This window comes from Tateyamaria pelophila, from assembly GCF_019966495.1.
GTDB classification, from domain to species: Bacteria; Pseudomonadota; Alphaproteobacteria; order Rhodobacterales; family Rhodobacteraceae; genus Tateyamaria; species Tateyamaria pelophila.
The window spans coordinates 36,602-60,491 of record NZ_JAIMIA010000017.1 but is presented as its reverse complement, the minus strand read 5'-3'; the positions used below and the strand labels follow the sequence as shown (position 1 = coordinate 60,491).

Below are 23,890 nucleotides of genomic sequence, written 5' to 3'. Positions count from 1 at the left end.
GCGTTCAAATTGACGGACTTGTTACCTTCCGTCAACATATTTCTAAGAAATAAATTGCTGCAGCGCAGTATGGACGCAATTGTTACGCGGATTCACGGACTTGCAGTGCTCCGTCGAACAATTCCACGATCTGATCACCTGAATTTTTTTCCCCGTGTATTTTATTGACCAGCAAGTTTACCGCCCGACTGCCGATTCCCTGTAGGTTTTGTTCGACGGTGGTCAGGCTTGGCGTCAAGTAGGGGCACAGGGGGTAATCGTCATGGCCCATGATGCGCAGGCCGCCCTTGCGCAAGGCTCCGGGCTCCAGTCCGTGCTGGGATGCCGCCTTGAGCGCACCGATGGCAACCCTGTCGTTGGCACACAAGATTGACTGGTCCGTCAGATCGCCGATTGAAAACGCCTGATCCATCACGGAGTGGCCATGCGCCTCGTAGTGTCCCTGATCATTGAGGTGCTCGCGCCCGATGATACGCGGCTCAAAGCCCAATTCTTCCATTTTGGAAATGTAGGCTCGTTCGTTGCCAAGCGCGTTGAAGTTGACCGGAGGCATCGCCAGAAAGACCGGCGGGCCACCGACGCGGCACAGGTATTCAACAGCGAGCCCCATGCTTTGTTGGTGGTTGGTGCCAACATAGTCGACGTCCAGCATCGTGTCGGGCCGCGAATCCACGAGCAGGGATGGTATGCGAGACCGCAATCTTTCATAGCTGCGCACGTCGCTTTGATTGCCCAGCGGTACGACAAGCGCACCATCGACGTTCATCGCGATAAAGCCTTCCAAAGCTTTTGCTTCAATCACAGGGTCCGAATGCGAGCACTTTGTGAGGACCGTTAACCCTGCATCCATCGCGGTCCGTTCGATCGATTCCAGCAGCTTGGTAAAAAACAAATCATTCAGGTAGGGAATGATGACGCCGATCATGCCGGTCGACTTGCGGTTCAGCCGGGTGGCAAAGAAGTTTGGCACATATTCCACCTGCGCCAGTCCCTTTTCTATACGGGCGACCGTATTCGCTTTGACCAAAGTTGGGTCCTGAAAAAATCGCGAAAGCGTCGGCCGCGAAACGCCTATCGCGGCCGACAACTCTTCCATCGTGTTAATTCTTGGCTTCGGCAAACTGCACTCCTTCGAGTTACCCTACCCGCACTATACGTGTTCTGATCGACGCGTCGACATATTTTTACACGTGAAAATATCTAGGTCAGAATTTTTACGTAATCGGAAGATATCGCGTGTTTGCCTCGCGACCTGCCAGCGTTGAATGCCGTAATACTTCAAAGCATCGCTGCGACGGCGCGGCGCGACACATCCAGCCTCAAAGCCTCCTTTGAGACTTTTTCTGACCTCGGGCCTGCCATGGGCTGAGCTTTCAGTGATCGCATGAAACTGCTAGCCGAGCACCCGCTCTGCTGGTGGCATGTGAATTTGCGCGCCTGTCTCGTCTCTATCAGTCCACTGGTACGTGCACGGATTGCAGTTTTGCGGTGAATTTCCTGAATTTTTTCGTCACAAAGCGCATCGTGGCTCTGTCAGGGTTGCAAAGCGCCCCTATTTGTAGCCAAGTTTCCAAAGCCCGCCGCCGATTTCCAACACAGGAGTTCCAGTGTCTCTCTTTTTGATCGTTGCATTGCCTTTCTTGGGAGCGCTGCTGCCCGGCCTTATGAACTCTGCTGGCAGACAAGCCTGTGCTGGTGTGACATTCACAGTATCGTTGGCGGCCCTGGTCGGCCTCTTGAGTAATTTGCCCGCGGTTATGGCGGGCGATCTTGTGATGGCGCGGGTTGATTGGCTGCCGGCGATCGGGCTGAACTTTACGCTGATGCTGGATGGCCTTGGCTTTTTCTTTGCCTGTTTGATCCTGGGCATCGGCTTGTTGATCATCACTTATGCCCGTTTCTATCTGTCGCGTGACGACAATATGGGCGAATTCTTTACCTATTTGCTTCTGTTCCAGGGCGCGATGGTCGGGATCGTCCTGAGTGATAACATACTGCTTTTGCTCGTGTTCTGGGAGTTGACCTCGCTGTCTTCCTTCCTGCTGATCGGCTATTGGAAGCATCTGCCCGAAGGGCGACAGGGCGCGCGGATGGCCTTGACGGTCACCGGCATGGGTGGCCTCGCGATGATTGCCGGGATGGTGATTTTGGGCCAGATCGCGGGCAGTTACGATTTGAGCGTCATATTGCAGAACCGCGAATTGATCCAAAGCTCACCTCTATATTTGCCCGCCTTGCTGCTGATCCTTATGGGCTGTTTTACAAAATCGGCGCAGTTTCCGTTTCACTTCTGGTTGCCGCATGCAATGGCGGCCCCGACCCCCGTATCTGCCTACCTGCACTCTGCGACGATGGTAAAGGCAGGCATTTTCCTGATGGCGCGCATGTGGCCGGTCCTGTCCGGCACACCAGAATGGTTCATGATTGTGACGACTGTCGGCTTGATCACGATGGTGCTTGGCGCGGTCATCGCGCTCTTCAAGCATGATCTCAAGGCGCTGTTGGCGTTTTCCACCGTCAGCCATCTGGGACTGATCACGATGCTTTTAGGTACAGGCACCGCATTCGGTGCAATGGCGGCGGTGTTTCACATACTGAACCACGCCACGTTCAAGGCTGCCCTCTTTATGTCTGCGGGCATCATAGACCATGAAGCCCATACGCGCGACATCCGCAGGTTGGGTGGCTTGCGCCATTTGATGCCGATCACCTTTGTCATCGCCAGCCTCGCGGCTCTGTCCATGGCGGGCATACCGTTTTTGAACGGATTCTTGTCCAAGGAAATGATGCTCGAAGAAACGATACATACCGTACTCTTCGGAGCGTGGTGGCTTGTGCCGGGGCTGGCCGTCATCGGGTCGCTGTTTTCGGCGGCCTATTCCTTCCGCCTGATCAGCCACGTGTTCCTTGGCCCAAAGCGAGACGATTACCCGGCCAAGCCGCATGACCCGCCGTCGGGTCTTTGGCTGCCGCCCGCATTCCTTGTGGTCCTTGTCGTTCTGATTGGTGTTGCGCCGTTTCTGGCGGAACCGCTGGTGCGCCTCGTCACGGCGTCGGTCATTGGCGACGCGGCCGAAATGCCCACCGCTTACCTCAAGATCTGGCATGGTTTCGTTCCGGCCCTCTATATGTCGATCGTTGCGGTTGTTGGTGGTTTTGTTCTGCTGAAGTTTTACCTCCCCGCCCTCAAGTTCTGGGATTCACTGCCCCGGCCCGAGGCCAAGACGATTTTCGACGCGATCATCGCGGGTGCAGTGAAGCTGACGCAGGTTCTCATTCAGGGATCGCATAACGGGTCGTTCACGCGCTATGCGGCCATCGCGGCGCTGACGATTGTCGGGGCCGGTTACTATGCCTGGGCCACCGGTACAGTGGCTGCGGCGACGTACAGCATGCAGCCCGTGACACCTGTTTTGGTGGGGGGCTGGGTGATGCTTGTCGCAGCAGTCTGCGCCTTGGTGTTCCTGCATCGCAATCGGCTGTTGTCGCTGATCCTGATTGGTATCGTGGGTTTGATGGTATCGATCGGGTTCGTGTACTTCAGTGCCCCCGACCTTGCCATGACCCAGATCACCGTCGAGGTCGTCACGATCATCCTGCTGTTGCTTGCGCTCAACTTCCTTCCGAACAAGACACCGGTCGAAAGCTCCGTTCTGTTGCGCGTACGCGATGCAGGGATCGGCGTGATTGCAGGCCTCGCCGTTATGGGTCTTTCGTTGCATTACCTGTTGCGAGATAGTGTGGCCCCATCGATTTCCGAATACCACCTCGCAAATGCTTACAAGGGCGGCGGCGGAACGAACGTCGTCAACGTGATCCTGGTCGATCTGCGGGGCTTTGATACCTATGGCGAAATCATCGTTTTGGGGATCGCGGCGCTTTTGATCTACGCGTTGACGGAAACACTTCTGGGCGGCCCCGTGCGCGCGCGTCTGTTGAACCGCGAACCGGATCAGCCGCGGTCGGGCGATATGCACCCGATGATGATGGTTGTCCTGACCCGCGTCCTGATGCCTGTGGCCCTGATGGTCGGCTTCTATATTTTCCTGCGCGGGCACAACGAGCCGGGCGGCGGATTCATCGCGGGGCTGATCGTGTCGATCGCGGTGGTGATGCAGTACATGGCCAGTGGTTCGAACTGGGCTTCGGCGCGACTGCGCTATCCGTATCATGGGATCATTGGTGCGGGGGTCTTGATTGCGGGGCTCACCGGGATTGGTTCGTGGTTTGTGGGCAAACCTTTCCTGACATCGGACTTTACCTATGTGCGCATCCCGCCCTTCGAAAAATTCGAGCTGGCCACCGCCGCCCTGTTCGATCTGGGTGTCTTTCTGGCCGTTGTGGGCGCTGTGATGCTGTCACTGGAAAGCTTTTCGCGGCTGGCGCGTCGGTCGGAAGTGCCGGATACCGATTTCCCGATGGATATTGACCCGTCACGGGATGATGGTGATGACCCCAGTCAGGCCACTTTGAAGGGGGGCGTGTGATATGGAATTCCTCGTCGCTTCTGCCATCGGCCTGTTGACGGCTGCCGGGATATATTTGCTGCTTCGCTTGCGCACCTTTCCTGTAATCTTGGGAATTTCGTTGCTGACCTATGCCGTCAACGTGTTCCTCTTTGCGTCGGGGCGACTGCAGGTCGGCGCGCCGCCGATCCTTCAGGATGGTGTCTCGACCTATACCGATCCCCTGCCGCAGGCATTGGTGCTGACGGCCATTGTGATTTCCTTTGGGATGACGGCCGTGGTGGTGATGATCGCGCTTGGCGCCTATCTGGGGTCGGATGACGACCATGTGGACGATCCGGTGGACACGTCTAATACCGCCAAGGAGGAGCCGAAATGACCCATTGGATCATCGCTCCCATCATTTTGCCGGCCATCATGGCCCCATTCATTATCCTCGCGGCACGCTACCATCTGGGCATTCAGCGGGTGTTTTCCGTTGTGGGTGTTCTGGCCATTATCGCGATTGCGGCGGGTCTGGCCTGGCAGGCCTCTGATGGCACCGTCATACTGTACCAGCTCGGGGATTGGGCGGCGCCCTTTGGAATTGTGATTGTCGGCGACAGGCTCTCGACGCTGATGGTCTTGCTGACATCGATCCTGGCCCTGTTCGTACTTCTTTATGCGATTGGTTCGGATTGGGATACGCGCGGGCGGCATTTCCATGCGCTGTATCAGTTCCAGTTGATGGGGATCATGGGCGCCTTCCTGACGGGTGACCTGTTCAACCTGTTCGTCTTCTTCGAAGTCCTGCTCATCGCATCCTACGGATTGATGATCCACTCGGGCGGCGACGCGCGTCTGAGGGCTGGGGTTCAATACGTGTTGTTCAACCTGATCGGCTCGACCCTGTTCCTGTTTGCGCTGGGCGCGATCTACGCCGAGACCGGGACACTGAATATGGCGGATCTCGCGCAGCGGGTTCAATTGATCGATGAAACGGCTACCGTCGGTATTCGGGTCGCTGCCGTTCTGCTTTTGCTGGTGTTCGCGATCAAGGCGGCTGTGGTGCCGCTGCATTTCTGGTTGCCGTCCAGCTATGCCGAAGCGCCCGGACCCGTGGCCGCCCTCTTTGCAATCATGACAAAGGTCGGTGCCTACGCGATCATACGGGTCTATACGATGATCTTCCCGCCCGATCTTGCTGTGACGCACGGCTTGCAGTCGCATTGGCTTTTGTGGGCCGCTTTGCTGTCGCTCTTGGTTGGGGCCTTCGGCGTGTTGGCGGCGCGCAAACTGGACAGGCTTGTGGCGTTTTCCGTCATTGGGTCCATGGGCATGGTCATGGTGGCCATCTCTCTGTTCACACCGGAGAGCATTGCGGCGGCGCTGTACTATATCGTGCACTCGACACTGGCGGGTGCCGCGCTGTTCCTGATCGTAGATCTTGTGCGCACAGGGCGCGCCAATCTTGTTCTGAATGCGCAGGCTCCGGTGTCCGGCGCGGCTTTGACAGCCGCTGTTTTCTTTGTCGCGGCCATTGCGATGGCCGGTCTGCCGCCACTTTCGGGGTTTATCGGCAAGCTGATGGTGCTGAGTGCAGCCTATGAAAATGCGAACATGGCGTGGGTATGGGCGATCATTCTGATGTCCAGCCTTTTCATCATCGTTGGATTTGCCCGTGCGGGCAGCGTCGTGTTCTGGAAGGCCCAAAGCGAGCAACCCGCAGAGGATGACGCGCCTTTGCAAATGCCAACCACGCTGTCTTATGTTGCGGTGGCCGGCCTGTTGTCACTGCTTGTGGTGTACACTGTGTTTGCGGGGCAAGCGCATAGATATATGATTGCGACATCCGCACAGCTCTTCTCCCCGGAGCCTTACATCGAAACAGTTGTCGGCACGCCGGGCAAATTGAGCGAGTACGATGATGAGAAGGAGGATCACTAGCATGGCCAAGGCATTCAATTGGCTTTTGCCACACCCCCTGCTGACTCTACTGCTTGTTGTGGTCTGGACCCTGTTGCAGAACGACGTCTCTGCCGGGATGGTGGTGTTCGGCGTGATCCTGGGAATAATCATTCCCCAGATCACGGCAGCCTGGTGGCCGGACAGGCCGCAAACGATCCGTCTGGGACACATGTTCTCCTACGCGATGGTTGTGTTGTGGGACATCATGGTTGCAAATATCGAAGTCGCCAAGATCGTGCTGACCGTCCCAAATTCCGAATTGAAACCGGCATGGATTGCCATTCCACTGGATCTCGTCCAGCCCGAAGCAATCACCGTCCTGGCCGGAACGATTACGCTCACGCCCGGTACGGTCTCGGCGGATCTGTCGGACGAAGGGCACAGTCTGTTGGTTCATGTGTTGCATACGGATGATCCGGATGCTGTCCGGGATGAAATCAAAAATCGTTACGAACGCCGCCTCAAGGAGATTTTCGTATGAGCTTTGCCCTTGGCTTCATGAACATAGCGCTCGTTATTTCGTTTGTCGTGGTCATCCTTGCGCAAATCATGTCGATGATCCGGCTGGTGATAGGGCCGGGCACGGGCGACCGGATTCTCGCGCTTGATACAATGGTCGTGAATGCGATCGCTTTGGTTGTCTTGCTGGGCGTAGCGCAAGGAACGCGGATCTACTTCGAGGTTTCCTTGATCATCGCCATGCTTGGCTTTGTGTCGACCGTTGCCTATGCGCGATTTGTACTACGGGGGGATATCATCGAATGATCCTGGAATTCATCGCTATCATAATAGTTGCATTGTGCCTGTTGATCGGGTCGATTTTTTCGCTCGTGGGGGTGATCGGGCTTTTGAAATTTGAGGATTCAATGACACGGCTGCACGCACCGACCAAGGTCGGTACAATTGGCGTTGGCGCGTTTCTTTTGGCCTCGATGGTATACTCTTCGGTCTATGGCGGAGGCTGGTCGATCCAGGAACTGTTGATCATGAGCTTCTTGTTTGTCACCGCACCCATTTCGGCCAATTTCATTGCGAAGGTGAACATGCACAAGCGAGCCTGTGAAACGCCGCCACCCCCCGTCAACGACGAAACCTGGGCCACGTACAAAGTGCCGGAGGACAATTTGCCGGAACCGGATACAAAGTCGGCATAGGGTATTTTCATCTGCACGCAATACCGTTGGGTTGAGTGTCATTTGTCACGGCGCCCAATTTTCGCGAATTGCGTTTATCTGTCTTTGGCCTTAGTGCAGCAGTGCTGGACCGAGTGAAAGACCGCTATAGATGAACATGCTCAAGATCGTTGCCGTCCCGATGCACAAGGAAGGCCGGAAGTTTGTGGCGATCTTTGCCGCTATTTCCGTTGGCCTGTTCTTTCTCTGGGAGCCCCTGTTCTGGCTGGGGTGCGGGGTGACGGTCTGGTGTTATTATTTCTTTCGCGACCCGGTGCGGATCATTCCGCAAGATCCGAATTTAGTCATCTCGCCCGCAGACGGTATCGTTTCGCTGATCGAAGACGTCGTTCCGCCCGCTGATCTTGATCTGGGTGACGCGGCACTGACGCGCGTTTCGGTCTTTATGAACGTATTCAATTGCCACGTGAATCGCGCGCCCGTTGCAGGCACCGTGACCCAGATTGTCTATCATCATGGCAAGTTTGTGAACGCGTCATTGGACAAGGCAAGCGAGCATAATGAACGCAATGGTCTCAGCATCGAAACGACGAGTGGCGCGCGCATCGGCGTGGTTCAGATCGCCGGGTTGGTGGCACGAAGGATCGTATGTTTCGTGAAAGTGGGGGATCCTGTGGGTGCGGGCTACCGCTTTGGCTTGATCCGTTTTGGCAGTCGGTTGGACATTTATCTGCCTGCGGGCGTATCCCCGCTTGTGGCTGTCGGGCAGACCGCCGTGGCCGGCGAGACCATCCTTGCGGATCTGGCAGCGCCCCAGAAACAACGCATCGGTGTCGCCGAATGAACGAATCCGCCCGTATCAAACTGCGCCATATCATCCCCAGCGTCGTAACCGTATTTGCGATCTGCGCTGGTTTGACGTCGGTCCGGATGAGTATGGAAGGACATGTCGAGGCAGGGCTCTATTTCATTCTGCTTGCTGTGTTCCTTGACGCGGCGGACGGAAAGCTTGCTCGGTTTCTCGATACCGCCAGTCCATTCGGAGCCGAGCTTGATACGCTGGCTGACTTCTTCAACTTCGGGATTGCGCCGGGGATCATGATCTACCACACCCTGTATCAGGGTACCGAATATGCAAATCTGGGCTGGCTTGCGACGCTTGTACTGGCCGTGTGCTGCGCGTTGCGGCTTGCGCGGTTCAACCTGTCGTCGAAGGGCGAAGAGGTTGCCTTGAACAAGGACAACTTTTTTGTCGGCGTGCCGGCCCCGGCCTTGGCGTGTCTCGCGCTTATGCCGGTGTTCATGCATCTTTATGGCTGGGAGAATACGGAGCTTCCGCTGCTGCGGGCGGCCTATATTATCGGTGTGGGGCTTTTGGCCGTCAGTACGGTTCCCACGTTCTCGATCAAACATGCGTCGATCAAACGGTCCCATCTGCCTATGGCCATTGTTGCCTTCGTCTCGCTGATTGTCTGTTTGATGGTCTATCCGTGGCCCACTTTGATCGCCGGAAACATCTGCTATCTCATCTCGCTGCCGCTTTCCTACCGCGCACAGGCAAAACAGGCCAAGGAACTGAGAGACCGGGATACGCGCGCTCCGGATTGATGCTTCGGGCCGTTTACCGGCGGGGCAATCTTTTGCTTAAATCCTGTAGCGCGGCCAGGCTTTCCTGGGCCTCCTTCAGCACCGTCTCAAACCGTTTCGCCGCCTCTTGATCCTTGACCGTTTGCTCTTTGAGGCGATCGGCTGCCGACTTGAGCACCTCGCGATTGTCGGGCAGCGACTTGAGGGCCTGCGTGATGAATTGCCGGTCCGCCAATTTCTCGAGCGCTTGTTCCTGTCGGTCCAGCGAAGTCCGAAATCCGTCTTCGATACGACTGGCGAGCAATTGCAGGCGCAAACTACTCTCCGCCACGACACCTGAGCCATCCGCCTTGGCCTCTTCGACATCTCCCTTGACCTTGAGGCCGGTGATCCGGGGTACTTTGATGGCCGAACCGGTCCGAAACCCTTCCTTTTTCGAAAGCCGTGGATTGGCGGCAAGCAGCGCTTTTTCCGCCTTGCGTTGCATCAGGTCCGCATTGCGTCCTTCGATGGCGTAAATGCGTTTGGCCAATGTGGCGATTGATTTCTCACGCCCGAGTTTTCCGATCATTGTCGGCATGGGTTTTTCCTCCGGTCAGGTTCTGACATTCAGTGGGGCAAAGGCTGCAGGCATTCCACCCGGTTCGACAAGGATACGGCCCGTCGTGATATTGCCCACAGGCGTCGCGGCCCCCTCAGATCCGGTAACAATGCGCATCGAAAGAAGATCGGTCGTGTGCACAACGGTGTTGGACGATACCGCAACCCGCGGTGCCCCCAGCAGGACAATCTCCGACACCCCGCCACGCGCCTCAAGAGCGACCTGGTTGTTGGAAAACGTGATACCGCGTGTGCCGGGATCAAACAGGCTGATCATCGCGCCAGACAACAGCCTGGCCGCACGGGTCTGATTTGCGGTTACGGTAATCTGCGATGCGACTGAGGGCAACAAAATCGCAAGGTCCGTCGCCGAGGCACGCCATGTGCGTCCCTCAGCGGCGAAATACACTTCTGCCGTTGCGGCCCTGCCCGGCAGGCCTGACGTGAACCCCGCCGACGCAACGCCCAGATCGCCGCTTGTGGGCAAATTTGGCGTCGGGTCACCGATGATAATGGCACGCCAGTCGACGGTACCTTCCCCTTCCTCTAGCGCTCCAAATATCCGATTTGCGTTGATGTTGATCCCGAGGAACGGTTGACGGGCAAAAATACCCATCGCTCTGCTTTCCGGTTGGCCGCTGCCGATGTCTGAAATCACGTTCGAACTGATATCGACGCTGCCCACGGCCTGCACGACGATGCCGCCGTAGATCTGACCGGAGAAACCGGCGTCGCCGACGTTTCGGACCGAGTTTCCCACAACCTGACCCGACTCGACGCCCGTGAGGCCGATCCCAATACCGAATTGCGCGCCTTCCGTGACGCCGACCCGGTCGATCGCATTGTTGTCAACGGCCAGGTGCCGGATCGTCGTGCCTGCATCCGTCAAAACGCCTGCCTGACCGATGTCCCGGATAATGTTGCGCTTGATGAACATCGTATCATGCGCGCCAGAGATCCGGATGCCTGCTCCGGCAACGCCAAACACCGTGTTCCCGATGATCTGCGCGTCTCCGATCAGGTTCGGGACCAACGGCGCGGCCAGAACCAGCCCATCGCCTACGTCTTCGCCCCCGGTGAGTTCACAGTCTTGCACGCGCAGGGTGCCTGCGGACAGCAGGGCCGCGGTCTCGCCCGCGAAGATAGTCGAAGCGTCGATGGACAAGGATGCCGCAGGTATTTCGGCAATCCGGATGCGCAATCCGCTGCCAATCGACAGGATAAGGTTACGTGACAGGACCGTCGCCGCGATGCTGATGGCCGCGCGGTCGAAAAGTACGCCAAGACGTCCGCCGAAGAGAATGCAATCGAGAACACGGACCTCGGCCAGCGCGACAAATTGCAGATCGCCATCCTGATCGAGCCCGTAAGTGGAGCGTGACCCCAGCGCGTGCGGTGCAATTGAAATGCATTCTTCGATCTTGGTGCCCACCTGAACCCCGTCGATGGCGATGCCGAAATCAAACCGATCAGAAGCATTTCCTGATGCGACAAGCACACCGATCTGGCGCAAAGCAAACAGGGTTGTATTCACACCTGTCACCCCGTGCACGGGTGGCGGTACGTTGGTTGGCAAATTGCCGGGCTCGGCTATGACCGTAAACCGTTCCAGCTTGATATCGTTTGACGATTCAACCTGAACAGCACCTCCGACGCCCTGGTAGCCCAGCACTGTCCCAAGCCCCTGCCCGACAAGCCGGATCGCATTGCGTTGTCGGATCTGCACGGGTTGAGACAGCGCATAGAAGCCAGCTTCCAGACAGACAGTCCCACCCAGATCGCCAACCTGAGCGATTGCGTCGTTGATCGTGAGCTGCCCCGAATTGTGAAGCTCGGCTGTGACGCAAACCGTGCAGGCGCAGCCTTCACCGCCTTCCGTCACCAAGGGGGGCCAGAAGGTACGACAGTCATTGATGCCATTGGGCGTCAGGATTGCCAGCCGTGCGTAGTGTCGTTGGACACCGTCTGGCGGGGCGTCCCGCAGTATCTGGATTTGGGTGCCAGCCGTGCGTGCCCAAAACCGCCAGTGGTCGATCTCTCGATAGGTTCCGGGCCCGGGTGCCGTGGCGAAAGAGACCGTGATGCCGTTTTCGAGCACGACAGCCGTCCCGTCCGCGGGCACCGGGATCAACCCGTCCGATCCATCGGCATCCAGATCGATCCACACCGTTTCGTCAGCCAGCCGGATGACGCCTTGCTGATCCCAGCGGATCAGGCGGGTATGACGGGATGCCAGCGTGTCATCCGCTGCACCGGAAGGGATCAGGTCGGCCTCGATGGGGCCTTCGAATTCGATTTCGCGGGTTTCCGGGTCGACATCTGCAACCCGCAGCATCTGGCCCGAGCGGTGATTGAATTCCCGGAGGTCGTCGGTGACCTCAACCCAGTCACCGGGCGCAAACCGCAAGACTTCATCGCGACCAATGCGGCCCACCGTCACGCTTTCGCTGTCGGCTGCAATTGCCTCGATGGAGGACTGGACCGATGCGTTTTCGCGGCTGAACTTGAACCCCCAGTCACCCTGGCCGGGTGCGTCCCCACTCCCGTCATTATTGTGCCGTGCGTGGATTTCAACGCGGTAGAATTGATTTTCCAGCCCGGTGTACCCTTCGGTTGGCGGGACAAGGCAGGGGTCTTCGGGTTCTTCGACATCGATGGTGTCGGTGGTCAGCCGGGCCGTGGAAGGAGCCGTGGTTTCGGTCCAGCCGATCAGGTCATCGTCCGGTGTTGAACAGGTGGCTGTCGTCCCGACATTGGGCAGGATGCGGACCTGCCAGACTGACTGCTGGCGTGTCGTCGTGTCAACTCCGCCAAGGGCCGGGTCCAGCAAATCGGGGGCCTGTATCGGCGTGACATCCCGTTGCCAGCCTACCAGATAGGCCAGATGTGTTCCGGCATCCGGCATCGGCGCGGGTGTTGGCCAGTAAGGTTGCGCATTGTAGGCGATATAGTCGCCGGAGGGGCGCGCGATCATTTCGTCCAGCACGCCTTCGGGGTCGGGCACACCGGCCTCTGTTGCCGGGCGCGCCCGGTCAAAGACAGGGTTTGGCGACGCGGCATCATTTCCGAAGAAATTCGCCCGCCCGTGGTTCTGATACAGAACGCCGTCCAGATAAAAGTGGCCTTCGCCGACCTCGATCCCGCCAGCCCCGAACCGGATATCGAAACCGCGTGGTGTTTCACGCGGCACGACCGCGCAACCGATTGTATCCACCGTTCCTGCGCGCATCCGCCGTTCGAAGATTGCAACCATTTCGTTCCAGTCGCTGTCCAGGACGGGCCGTCCCTGTTGAAGGAAAACACCGGCGTAGTCCCGCAAGGCGTCGAAGCTGTCTTTGCTGTAGTCACCACTCATGGGATTGCTCCTTCAATCATCAGGTTTCATAGAAAACACCGGCCTCAAGACCGAAGCGCAGGTATTCTTCTATACGGATACGTAGGTTGGCCTCGCGCTGCGGCGCGGCAAGCAGGTGGTAGGCGCCCATTTCACCTTCGTCCGAGGCGCCAGACCGGATCTCCGGCGGTGTGGCGGGGCGAAGCTGAACATAGGCGGGGTGCGCTGCCGATTGCGCGACAAAGCCCGGTCGCATCGAGCGTATGACGCGCGTGGCGATCAGACGACGTTGAGCTTGGGTGACAGGACTGCCTTGTTCGGCCTCGGTGGCGGCGACGGATTGATCAATCGCCAGCTGCGGCTGACACCGATACCGACGCGGGGTGAGAGACCCGTCTGGCACAAAGCTGAAACGCATGCAGCCGTCCTGCCGACGCCGGGCACGGATCGGCGCTTCGCCTGCGGGCGCGCGGGCGTGCAGAATGCTGTCGGACACCAGCGGGAAGGCGCGCGCTGTGATCTGGCCCAGCACTGTCGAGGCGATGATTGTGAGCGCACCGGCAGGATCGTCCGCGCCGGCGGGGCCAGAAATCGCGAGGCCCTGCGCAGTTTGGCGCGCGTTCAGCGCAGCGGCATCCACAATGCTGTCACGGATCGTCGCATTCGTGGTTTGCGTCATCCGGATCGGGCCGATGATCGACCGGTCGACCTCAAGCTCGACGCCCGTTGTCGAAACGGACAGCGACACAGCGCCCGGCGCAGCAGGGTCGCCTGCAGGTGTGAATGAACGTCCGGGGATAAGCATGACATGGCGCAGCGTCACGGATTTCGGGCTGTCTCCGGTGGCATTTGGCGCAATCGAAACATCCTGACCATCCACGACCACGCCATCCAGCGTAATCCGTGCATTTTCCCCGCCCGCAATCACCACGGTCGCTGGCGGGCGAAGGATTGGGCGCTGCCCGTTTTGGGCGCGTAGAATGACCTCGGTATCCGCCGCAGCGTCAATTGTGACTGCCTGCTCATATACATCCGAGTTGATGATCTCGACGATGCCGCCCGTGGGGGTCACATCCTCAATGGCATCCTGGATCGTGGGATGATCGAGCGTTGGGCATTGGATCAGTATCTGACCGGGGTCGCGGGTCAGCGTGGCTGCGCGATTGTACTGCCCGCCGCCGATTCTTGCAGGAAAGCCGACACGGAAGCTGGTTCGTAATTCGCCGCCCTGATCCCCGGGGAAAGAAATCCGGCCCAGTTCCGTGTCAACGCGTACAAGGGGCAAGGCCCCGGCAGGGTGTGGTGCGTGATTCCAGCCTGCTCCTTCATCGGACAGGTCACAGGCCACAATCTGCGTCACCGGTACCGCCACGTCGTCGACGAAGATTTCAAAGGCACGTTCCGGTCCGTACCAAAGTGCGGGTGCTGCATCCAGCGCCCGGCGGGTGATATCACCGGGTACATGTTCGGGGCGTGAGATCGACGTGATTGTCGCCTCTGGTTGGGGCAGGTTAACCAACTGTCGGGGCGCGCCCAGCGGGTCGAACAAAAAGCGCCGCGCGTCCACGCGCGTTGCGGGCATCCGCACGTGGTCCATCGGGATCAACCGCCAGAGGAACAGGCCGATGTTCGAGAAGTTGTGTTTGCCGCCGATGCTCTGGCGCGCTGTTGATTGCTGGATCGAACGGACATCAACTGTGTGCGACACCCGATCAAAGGCGCGTCCCAAAGGCTCAAGTGCGAGCGGATTGCGCAGATCGGGACATGCGTGATGGTCAGCGCGAATGTGGTTCGTGTGTTGGCAGGTTGCGGTCGTCTGAAAGAATTCGACCACATGGGCAGGCCAGCCGGTAACATCGCGGGCCAGGGCTTCGAGAACGGCGGCTGTGCCTTTGCGGCGGCGATACCCAATGGTGTTGGCCACCTCGGCGCGGTTCCCGACGTCCGTGCCCTCGATCTGATAGAGCGCCCGGTAACCGATGGTGCAGCCGATATAGGGCGCGGCCCAATCCTCGCAGGTTTCGATAAAGAGGTTGTCGAACAACTGTTCGATATTCTCCTCGACCACCGCCCCTTCGCGGGCAAGGACGGCGACCAGTGCTTCAAGCGGCCCGCCCTCATCTGCATCGCGCAAACGGTGCACGGCGGGCAGTAATTGATATAGGTTCTTCGGGGTAATCCGGTTCATGCCATCACCTCCAGTTTGGCGAGGGGGCCTGGATCGAGCGTCAGGATTTCAGCAGGCAGCAAGGTGCCGTCTGAGCCCAGCCGTCCGGTTTGCGAGATCAGTCGGGCATAGGTGATGAACGGGTTGGTCTGCGGCGCAGTGCTGCGCGAGAACCGGTCAATGTCCACGGCCTTGACGCCGTCGACCCGGTGCGCCGATGCCGCGACTGCCGACAGGCTTAGCACTTGGCCAAAGTCGCGCGCCTCAAAGGTAAAGGCGGTACGCAAATGCGCTTCCGTTGCCGCGAGCACGGTGTCGGTCTCATAGGCCCCATCCACCAGTACCCGAAGACCAAGTTTGAACGTTGCAGGTTGGTACGACAACAGGTCAACCGCGACCAAAGGATCGCCGAGTTCGCGGAACGCGCCAAGCAGGCGTGTGTGCGTCGTCGAACCCGGGGGAACGGTTGCGCCATTGTGGCCTGCCACGGTCACGACAATGCGTCGCGTTTCGCCTTGCCAGACCCAGCGCGCCTCTGCCTTGGCGATGCCGGGATAGCCGAGCGCGAAATCGCGGTAATCGGTCAATGACACGACGCGGCCAAGTGTGAGGGTGTAGATCGGCGCATTGCGACGCGCATCACTGGCACTGACCGGATCGGCGCCACCCGTTGCCGGTATTGGGTTGTCTACGTCTTTCATGCCGAGCGGGCGGTCGAGCAAGAGTTTCAACTGCCCCGGTCGCAAATTGCCTGCCGCGCCAAGGCCACGCGAATGCTCCGCAACGATATTGTCGCGCCCTGCGCCGGGGCGGGCCCCGGAAATCCCGTCGCCGAATGTGACCACTGTTTCGCCTGCATCGGTCAGCGCCGTCTTGAACACGCGTTCTGTTGGGCCGCGTTGATACAGGTCGGGTACTTCTTCCCACTCGACGCCGTCCACACGTACCGAAAGCGTCGAGGCGACCCCGCTTTCAGTGGTGGCAAGACGATGTGTGACGGGCGCTTGTTTCAGCAGGAACTTCTGGAACGGTTGCGACGGATCGCCATGGCCCAGAATTTCGGTGACTCCCTCCCCGTGGGCGGCGCGGGCGACATTTGCGTGGATGGTCAGCCTGCTCCGGTCAAAGGCGGCGTTCAGAGGGGCCGTCAATACGAGTTGAGAATGGGCCGGGCCCAGTGCGAACACCTGCTCCAGAATGGCTGTTTCGACGATTTCTTCGGCCGCCTTTGGAGCGGGAACCGGTTCAAAGGCGGTTTGCGGTGCGACTGTGGTCCCAACGAAACCCGTTTCATCACTTATCCGGAAGATGTAATTGCTCCCGTCTGGTTGCGGTTCTGCCATCAACGTCACGATCTCTCCGCGAAGGACAGCACGGATTGCCCCATCATCGGCAGTGATCGAAATGATCTGCGCGGTGACCTGCAAGTATGGCCTTGGTCCGCGAAGTATCAGTTTGCGGCCCTTGGGCAGGCCATCTGCGCGGGCACCGAGTTCAATCGCGTTTCCAGCCACCCAATTGACAAGCGGCTTGTCGGAAATGGAAAGCTCCTGACTGCCGCCATAGGCAGAGATCCCGCGATAGACGCTCAGCATCAGGGCCAGATTGCTGCCGTTGGTGTCCAGATCAAGCCGCAGCGCCTTGCCGCTGATGGCATAATCCGCCACCGCCTCGTCCCGCGTATCCTGAATGCGGAAGGGTTGTGTCACGCCATTGGGCGATTCCAGCACCATCCAGCTTCCCGCAACAAAGCTCTTGTAGACGTTATCAAGGTGCACCGCCGGATCGCCCGGAAAGCTGAACGTCCAATCGGACATATCGATGCCGCTGCTATCATCAAAGCCGAAATTCTCGCGCTGATCCTCGCTCAGAACCAGAGGATGTGGCGCGTTGAAGCCAAACAGGGATACCCGGTCACGCAGGTGGAACAGTTTCAGACCTGCCGTGGGTCCGTTTGCTCCGCTGTCCACACTGTCGAGCGGCGCGTTCCACCGGATCAGGGTGCGGGTGCCGTCGGCATGCGGTGACACGGCGGTAATGCGTCGGCTGTCCCACAGCATGCTGTCATCGTCGCTGCCTGCAAAGTCGCTGTCCCAGCGTTCGCGACTGACGAACAGGATCAGATCACCGACTTGCAAGGCGGGCGTCCCGGTGAGCCACGCAAAACTGTCACCATTAGCGGGCAGTATCGGACGCGCTTGCCTGGGTTTCAGGGCATTCCAGGCGACCTGCGCTTGCAGAGTTTCGATGGTTTCGAAGACCTGCGCGTCTTCCTCCGGGCCGGGCTGGGATTGCACGCGGGTACCCTCCGGCACAGTGAGGTTGGCCACGTCCGGCGCGGCACTTGGCGGGTCTTCCATCAAAATGACAAGGTCTGTTTCCGCCGCAGCACCGGGATGCAGGCGGTACCCGATCAGCCGCGACAACTCTCCGACAGACAGGCGTTCGGTGGCGGTGCCCATATAGGCTTCGTTGGCATAGCGTTCCTGATAGAATGTCAGCACGTCACAGGTGGCCGCCCAGGCGTCGATCAGAGCAACGGAAAAATCGTCGTCCTCGCGTGTGCGCAACCGCCCAAGAGCGGGATAGGCGGAGGACGCCAGACTGGTGAGCATCGACGCCTTGAACCGGGCGTGATCGCCGACGCGAAAGGCAATCGCCGACAGGTTGGGCCGGTTATCCGTCGGTTGCAGCGTCGCCAGCGCTGTGCCCTCGCAGCACCCACAGGTGTCAGGCGCTTGGCCGGGATCGGGGTGGCCGATGCGAATGGGTCCATTGCTCATTTGCCACCTCCCATATGTATTTCGAGCGACCCGCGTTCAGGAAAGTTCGGATCGTTCTCAAGCTGCGCGATCTCCAACCGCCTGAAGGTCAACAAGCCGTCTCTGAGGGGGCCGAGGCGTGTCGTTCCTCGTCTGCGAAACCGTTTCGCCTCGACCGAAGCCACGCCTTCGATGGCCATAACCTCGACGTAAAGCGCCGACAGATAGACAGGTGTCGCGAAGGTGAGATTGTCAGGGTGAAAGAACCCGGAGGAGCCATCGGGGTTTCGTACCGCCGACAGAGCGCGCAATACATCGAGCCGCACCTGAGATCGGAAGTGATCCGGGTGAGCACAGACAAAAAGCCCGATTTCCAACGGAACAAAACGCGGCGCGTCGATTTCCAGATCGTAGCCTGCCATGCGCACGGTTGTGAGATCTTCGCGCAGCTCGTCTTCGAATTCGGGGGTCACGGGGCGATTGCCAAAGCGGTCAACGGTGACAAAGACAGTGTGCCCGTGTCCATTCCAGCGAAAGGTTGCCGCCGCGCGTTGCACATCGGGGTGACGCTGGGCCATGTCCGCATAGTCCTGCGGTGTGACGGCCCGTTCCTGTCGACGATGGGCATGGGGTGCGGCCTGCCGCACGACCTCCATCCCTTCCGGGTCCGTGCCGCCGGTCGCAGGCAACGGATTGCGTACCGCCGAGACTTGCGAAATGCCTGTAATGGCATGCGCAATGGCGTCTGCGCCCACGTTGCCCCTCCGCCCGTTGCCCACCCGGTAAGATGCAATGAAAGGATGCCCCGAGATCGGACGGCGGCCATTCTGATCATCGCCAAAGCGCAGCTGCGCGATCCCGTCCGCTTCGGTTTCGACAACAAAATGGGTGCTTTCGGGCATGGATTGCAGCAGGTCGGATTGCGCACTCCACGGGTCCTGCGCGGGGGCGACACCCGAGAGCAAATCGACTTTGGGTCGTCTTGCCATCAGCGAAATACGCATGGTCGCATAGGCGGATGCAGGCGGCGCCTCGGCATCGTATTCCGCGATCATCGACACGGGCCCTTCGGCCAGCTTCGGGCGGAACCGGGGTGGCACGGTGCGCGGCTCTGGACGGTCGCAGGCGGCAGCACTTCCATCCGGCACCAGTTGCAGATGCGGGGCAGGTACCGTGCCCAGATTTTCATCCCGGATCGTCATCCCGTGATCCGCCAACAGGATGTTGCCCAAAGCATGTGATACGTCGCGTTGCAGGCCACCGCCCACGGTCTCATCCCGCTCGGACGAGATGCAAATCGAAAAGGGCAGGGCGTCTTCTTCGGCCCAGCGGATCTCGGTAATATCGGCCCCTTCCAGCGTGTCGGTCAACCCGGCCTGAACCGCCGTCAGCCGGACTGCGTGCCGGATGTTGGGGTCTGCATCCGCCGCGCGGCCTGTGCGCGGGCCAAGCCGTTCTTCGAACACCAGAACGTCGCCGACGGAAAGCGAGGTGAGGTTTCCACCAAGTGTGGCGCGGGTTGCGCCTTTGGGCAGACAGCATTCGGCATCGGACCACTCATAGAATGGGATGCTGTTCTGCGCGATGAACAGGGTCTTTGCTTCGAGGGCTTCAAACACCAGCGGCGATAAATTCAGCGCATCACGCACATCGTTTGGATCCGTCAGCGCGGGATCGAACCCCGTCAGGCGGGTCAGAAACTGCGAGCCCATTGGAACCGTGACGCCGTCTGCGGTGGTGTCCAGATGTACCCAGGCGCGGGCGTTTGCCCCATCGTGCATGTGATAGTCCACCAGCCGTGCATGACGACGGACGGAAGATCGGCGGCGTGCCGTTGCAAGATAGGATTCCGTCGCGACGGCGTCTTGTGCATAGGACAGGCGGTCCGCCGTGAAGGCGAGCGCTTCGACCAATGTGACACCCAGATCTGCGGGCGAGCGTTCGCGCCAGTCGGGCATGATCTGCGCCATGCGGCCCAGCATCAGGCGGCGGAAACTCTGGTAGTCTTTGGCAAGATAGGAGATCGAAGGTTGTTCCGGCTGTTCTTCGGGGCAGGATTGAACGGGCGCGCAGTCGAAATCCGAGGCGCACTCGATTTTGAAGGAAAAGTCGATTTCCGACAGGACGCGGTCGATGCCAACCGGGGGCGACAATGCTCCGGCCGAGGCCACCAGCCGCAACGTATAGCTGGCGTAGTCGCCCCAAGACGAACTGCGCAACACCAGCACCTGTTCCGGATCGGGCAGGTTGCCAAGCCACAGCACCAAACCGGGTTCTGCCAATGTCGGGTCGGGGGCATTCGCCGGGATAATCCATTCAATGGTCACATCCGTGATCCGCGCGCCGCCCGTCAATTCGATATTGTCGAGCGTCAGCGCTGGAGCATCACCCAGAAATCGCAACAGCAAGGTGCGCTGGGCAGGTGTGTCGGCAGGTGCTTCGCTGTCCAGCACCTCGATGAAATCGATGCCGTTGATATCCATGCCGCCTGCCATCTCGGTCAGGATGCGTTCGCGCCGCCGGGGATCACAACATTGATAAATCATGCGGCATCTCCCAATCTGAAGCTTGCGGAATTGAGTGCGCCAGAGCGTAGAATCCGGTAGCTGATCTTGATGTAGATGGCGGCATCCTGCGGCTGGGCTGTGACCTCCTGCACCTCGATGCGCTGGCCGAGGTATTGTTGCAGCGCGCCGCGGATTGCGAATTCGGTGGTGGCCACCTGTTCGACACTGAGGGGCGCAAACAACAACTGATAGATGCCAGCGCCAAAATCCGGGCGGTTCACCCGTTCGCCGGGATTGGTGAACAGGATCTGTTCGATCAAGTCGCGGATGTGATCGGTCTCCGAGGTTTCGGAGGTGCGGTCGCGGCCGTCAAAGTGATATGGGAAATCAAGTTGCATTATTCACATCCCGACCACACGTGTCTGGGCCTGCACGGGGATCAGTGGCGTACTGGTCGGCGCGCAGATCGACACCGAGGATTGCAGAACGGCAGGCTGGCCTTCGATCAGTACCCGCGTCGCGGCCACGATGAAATTTGCCGTCAGACAGGGGCCATTTCCGGCAGGTGGCACAAAGGGGCAAGCCGCGACCGTCCAAGGCGATGCCTGCGTGACGGCGGGCAACCCGTTCAGCAATACGCGTGCGGATGGCGCCGTCGGAATGGCCTGGCCGCCATGAGAACAGGTGACGGTCGCGCCAAGGTGCAAGATCGGGCCTGTCATACAGTTTATCCTCCTCAGATCACGGTGAGCGCACCATTGTTGACGGTGATGGTCGGGCCCGCCATGACAATCGAAGCGCCCCGCCCGTTCTGGATGTAGATGCCGGTGTCGTTGACGATAAGCGACGCGCCCGTCGCGGTTTTCAGAACGATGCCGCCGGTTGGGCCCGGCAGGTCGGTGATCGTGATCCCGTTTTGCAGCGTCGTCTGCATCGTGATCGCACTGACACCGGGTGGGGTTTGCAGATGCAGGGCCGGAATTTCTGCGGCAGAGCCAAAAAAGCAGCCGGTCCAGATGGGATAATCCGGGTCGCCACGTTCAAACTCGATCCAGACGCCTGCGCCGATGGGCGGCACCGCGATGCTGCCTGTTTGAATTCCTGCCATCGGAAAACAGGGCATGCACCAGCTTGTCAGCGCAATCTGACTGACATCCGGCACGATGGCCTGGATGCGCCCGGTGTTCATCGGATCGACGTTGTTGACCACCGTGCCGCGATATTTGCCAAGGTATGTTTCGGTCATGCGGGCACCGATGCACGGGCTGGCAAGAGCCCGCTCCTTTTCAATGTGAAGCTTTGTTTGTAGCTGCCGCGTTCGATCTGGTGGCTGACGCTGTCGATGTAGTGAACGCCGTCAAAGGCCTGACCGCTGCCGCGCACGCCAACCAGCCCGCGTGCGCGCAATACGCTTCCGTATCTCAATACATCAATTGTTCCGCTTCCCCGGATTGCGTCACCCTTTTGCGCAGCGCGGGCAAAGCCGCGCACCAGTGCTTCGGCGGGGTTCAAGCGTGCGGTGCCGCGCAGACGTGTGATCTTGGGTGGCAACGGCGGTACCAACCCAAGTGGCGGGCTGAACGGCACCGAAGACGGGATCGGAATGGGGATCGGTGCTTTGGTCAGCGCATTGTGGATATAGACGACCGGAATTTCGACTTCTTCCTTGTTGAAGGAAAAACTGAGTGCCTCGCAATTCGTCGCAAAGCCGCTGTCTATGGTCAGCGCTGGTGCAACAGACCCGATCCGGATTTCCGGCCCCCAATAGGCAATGGATGTCGCGGGTGCAGGTCCCGGTTTCATAAAGAACGTGTAGCCGGCCTCATCTGCGAGCATCCGAATATAGTCCAGATCGGTATCTTGGTGGCGTGGTATCTTTTCGGTCGGCAAAGGCGGGCTTTCAAGGCTAGGGATCACTTGTGGGATGACACCCAGCCACGCGTATTTCGCCAGGATCAGGTTCACACGGGCAAAGGGTGGCATGGCGGGGTAGGGGATCAGTCCGGAAAAATCCACGGCGGCCATTGTTGCTGTCAGGTCCTTGCCCTTGACCGACAAGGTTCCGGGTTCCCCGCCCGCACCGGGGCTCAGATCGGTCTTGGTGACAACACCGTTGATCAGTGAATGCGCCTGTCCGCCAATCGTCGCCACAAGGGCCACCCGCAGGATTGGCAAAGCGCCACCCCCGGCCAGCAAGAACAGGGTATTGAGCGGCGAGTCCTTTTCCAGCGCGAAGGTAATGTCAAAGCCCGATTGAACAGCGCCCGAATTTTCCTCGACGCTCACCGATTGGATGGCATCCACGACGATCCGTGGCACCGGGATCGGGACACCCGGACCGACCATCAGGGTTATGTCGATGCCCTTGATCATATGTCTTCCTCGGGGCCGGGGACGCCCTGGGGCAAGGTGAGGCGCAATTGCGTTCCAGTATCTTCCAGGTCTTCGGGCCAGATGGCGCGATTGGCGTCGCAATGCATCCAGAACGCTTCCGCATTGCCCGTTGTTTGGGCGGCGATCTGATCCAGTCGCTCGCCTTCGGCCACGGTGCGAAACGACAAGGTGGCAAAGCTTTCGGGTGGCGGGACAAAGCGGCGGGAGACGTAAGGGACCTGCCGCCCATCGGGGGCGGTGAATGTGCGCCGGGGCAGCCCGAAATAACGGCTGTCGGGGGCGAAATCGGTTGTATCGACGATCCCTGCTTCGAACATGGCCTGAATGGGGTTTTTCATGCGAGCCCTCCTGCACCAAGGGTTTCAAGCCCCCCACCGATGGCTTTTGCGGCAAGTTGTTCCTTGGCCTGAAGATACGCCATGAAGAGCCCGCTGCCGCGATGATTGAAGCCAAGATCGTCAACCGACAGCACCCGCAAGGAGACGGAAACCTTGGCCCGGACTGGGTTGAGATTCGCGTCAAAAAACTCTTCGCTGATTTTGAGCGAGGTCAGGCGGACGGGCATGATGCGGTGCGCGCTCCAGACGAACAGCGCGAGCGGGGTTTGCGCAGGAGCGATCGAAAATGTACCCGCTGACGCCTGCGCGTTTTGCTGTTCCAACTGCGCAGTCGTGGGGTAGAGCATCGTTTCCAGTGCGGACAAAGTGGGAAAAATACCCGCCGACGTCGCGTTTGCGTTCTTGTCCGGGAATTCGAGCTGATCGGTTGCATCGATGACGGCATCGAACTTGATGGTCTCGACAGCGGGGCCCGTCAGGCGCAAAGGCTGTGACCGGTTCGGTTCGTCCTGTACGGTTTGTGCTTCGATCTGGCGCGTGAGGGTTTCAGGCGCATATGGCAATGATATGATACGATCGACCGCGCCGCTTTGCGGCGAGACAAGCACCAGCCCGGATCGAATGAGCCGCGGAGAGTTGGGGAATCCGGTCATCG

The 23,890-nt window shown here is 59.3% G+C and carries 20 protein-coding genes; 8 read left to right on the top strand and 12 right to left on the bottom strand.

Features of this window, described 5'->3' with window-relative positions:
• Positions 1-82 precede the first annotated feature (82 nt).
• Positions 83-1,120 carry a LacI family DNA-binding transcriptional regulator gene (locus tag LC354_RS07995; protein WP_223422731.1) on the bottom strand — a complete coding sequence of 346 codons (1,038 nt, stop codon included), beginning with the start codon at positions 1,118-1,120 and terminating at the stop codon, positions 83-85.
• 487 nt (positions 1,121-1,607) lie between these two features.
• Between LC354_RS07995 and LC354_RS07990 the strand changes: the two genes are divergently transcribed.
• From LC354_RS07990 to LC354_RS07955, 8 genes are all read left to right on the top strand, one after another.
• The gene (locus tag LC354_RS07990) at positions 1,608-4,487 is read left to right on the top strand and encodes a monovalent cation/H+ antiporter subunit A (RefSeq protein ID WP_223422729.1); all 2,880 of its coding nucleotides are present in this window, start codon (positions 1,608-1,610) and stop codon (positions 4,485-4,487) included.
• A gap of 1 nt (position 4,488) precedes the next feature.
• Positions 4,489-4,845, top strand: coding sequence for a Na+/H+ antiporter subunit C (locus tag LC354_RS07985; RefSeq protein ID WP_223422727.1), 357 nt, complete (start codon positions 4,489-4,491; stop codon positions 4,843-4,845).
• Positions 4,842-6,392, top strand: a complete 1,551-nt coding sequence (locus LC354_RS07980; RefSeq protein WP_223422725.1) for a monovalent cation/H+ antiporter subunit D — start codon at positions 4,842-4,844, stop codon at positions 6,390-6,392. The genes LC354_RS07985 and LC354_RS07980 overlap by 4 nt, the downstream gene beginning before the upstream one ends.
• 1 nt (position 6,393) lies before the next feature.
• A complete protein-coding gene (locus LC354_RS07975; RefSeq protein WP_223422723.1) occupies positions 6,394-6,894 on the top strand; it encodes a Na+/H+ antiporter subunit E in 501 nt (166 codons plus the stop codon).
• Complete coding sequence (locus tag LC354_RS07970; RefSeq protein ID WP_223422722.1) at positions 6,891-7,178, top strand: K+/H+ antiporter subunit F; 288 nt, start codon at positions 6,891-6,893, stop codon at positions 7,176-7,178. Before LC354_RS07975 ends, LC354_RS07970 begins: the two co-directional genes overlap by 4 nt.
• Positions 7,175-7,567, top strand: a complete 393-nt coding sequence (locus LC354_RS07965) for a Na+/H+ antiporter subunit G (RefSeq protein WP_223422720.1) — start codon at positions 7,175-7,177, stop codon at positions 7,565-7,567. The genes LC354_RS07970 and LC354_RS07965 overlap by 4 nt, the downstream gene beginning before the upstream one ends.
• A 130-nt stretch (positions 7,568-7,697) precedes the next feature.
• Complete coding sequence (locus LC354_RS07960; protein ID WP_223422718.1) at positions 7,698-8,390, top strand: phosphatidylserine decarboxylase; 693 nt, start codon at positions 7,698-7,700, stop codon at positions 8,388-8,390.
• Positions 8,387-9,154: a CDP-alcohol phosphatidyltransferase family protein gene (locus tag LC354_RS07955; RefSeq protein ID WP_223422716.1), complete on the top strand. Its 768-nt coding sequence runs from the start codon at positions 8,387-8,389 to the stop codon at positions 9,152-9,154. Before LC354_RS07960 ends, LC354_RS07955 begins: the two co-directional genes overlap by 4 nt.
• 13 nt (positions 9,155-9,167) lie before the next feature.
• Here LC354_RS07955 and LC354_RS07950 read toward each other — a convergent pair whose 3' ends face one another.
• From LC354_RS07950 to LC354_RS07900, 11 genes are read right to left on the bottom strand one after another with little or no spacing between them, the layout of a single operon-like run.
• The gene (locus tag LC354_RS07950; RefSeq protein WP_223422714.1) at positions 9,168-9,713 is read right to left on the bottom strand and encodes a hypothetical protein; all 546 of its coding nucleotides are present in this window, start codon (positions 9,711-9,713) and stop codon (positions 9,168-9,170) included.
• Positions 9,714-9,728: 15 nt separating this feature from the next.
• On the bottom strand, positions 9,729-13,088 hold the full coding sequence (locus LC354_RS07945; RefSeq protein WP_223422712.1) for a DUF6519 domain-containing protein: 3,360 nt from the start codon (positions 13,086-13,088) through the stop codon (positions 9,729-9,731).
• Between the two features lie 19 nt (positions 13,089-13,107).
• The gene (locus tag LC354_RS07940) at positions 13,108-15,255 is read right to left on the bottom strand and encodes a hypothetical protein (protein ID WP_223422710.1); all 2,148 of its coding nucleotides are present in this window, start codon (positions 15,253-15,255) and stop codon (positions 13,108-13,110) included.
• Positions 15,252-18,017, bottom strand: a complete 2,766-nt coding sequence (locus LC354_RS07935; protein ID WP_223422708.1) for a baseplate J/gp47 family protein — start codon at positions 18,015-18,017, stop codon at positions 15,252-15,254. The genes LC354_RS07940 and LC354_RS07935 overlap by 4 nt, the downstream gene beginning before the upstream one ends.
• Positions 18,014-20,542, bottom strand: a complete 2,529-nt coding sequence (locus LC354_RS07930; protein ID WP_223422707.1) for a putative baseplate assembly protein — start codon at positions 20,540-20,542, stop codon at positions 18,014-18,016. The genes LC354_RS07935 and LC354_RS07930 overlap by 4 nt, the downstream gene beginning before the upstream one ends.
• Complete coding sequence (locus tag LC354_RS07925) at positions 20,539-20,901, bottom strand: GPW/gp25 family protein (RefSeq protein ID WP_223422705.1); 363 nt, start codon at positions 20,899-20,901, stop codon at positions 20,539-20,541. The genes LC354_RS07930 and LC354_RS07925 overlap by 4 nt, the downstream gene beginning before the upstream one ends.
• A gap of 3 nt (positions 20,902-20,904) precedes the next feature.
• Positions 20,905-21,225, bottom strand: coding sequence for a DUF4280 domain-containing protein (locus LC354_RS07920; RefSeq protein WP_223422703.1), 321 nt, complete (start codon positions 21,223-21,225; stop codon positions 20,905-20,907).
• Positions 21,226-21,239: 14 nt separating this feature from the next.
• Positions 21,240-21,749, bottom strand: a complete 510-nt coding sequence (locus LC354_RS07915) for a phage baseplate assembly protein V (protein ID WP_223422702.1) — start codon at positions 21,747-21,749, stop codon at positions 21,240-21,242.
• The gene (locus LC354_RS07910; protein ID WP_223422700.1) at positions 21,746-22,876 is read right to left on the bottom strand and encodes a hypothetical protein; all 1,131 of its coding nucleotides are present in this window, start codon (positions 22,874-22,876) and stop codon (positions 21,746-21,748) included. The genes LC354_RS07915 and LC354_RS07910 overlap by 4 nt, the downstream gene beginning before the upstream one ends.
• Positions 22,873-23,235: a hypothetical protein gene (locus LC354_RS07905; RefSeq protein ID WP_223422699.1), complete on the bottom strand. Its 363-nt coding sequence runs from the start codon at positions 23,233-23,235 to the stop codon at positions 22,873-22,875. The genes LC354_RS07910 and LC354_RS07905 overlap by 4 nt, the downstream gene beginning before the upstream one ends.
• Positions 23,232-23,888 (bottom strand): hypothetical protein, encoded by a 657-nt coding sequence (locus tag LC354_RS07900; protein ID WP_223422698.1) that lies wholly within the window; start codon positions 23,886-23,888, stop codon positions 23,232-23,234. The genes LC354_RS07905 and LC354_RS07900 overlap by 4 nt, the downstream gene beginning before the upstream one ends.
• Between the last annotated feature and the right edge of the window lie 2 nt (positions 23,889-23,890).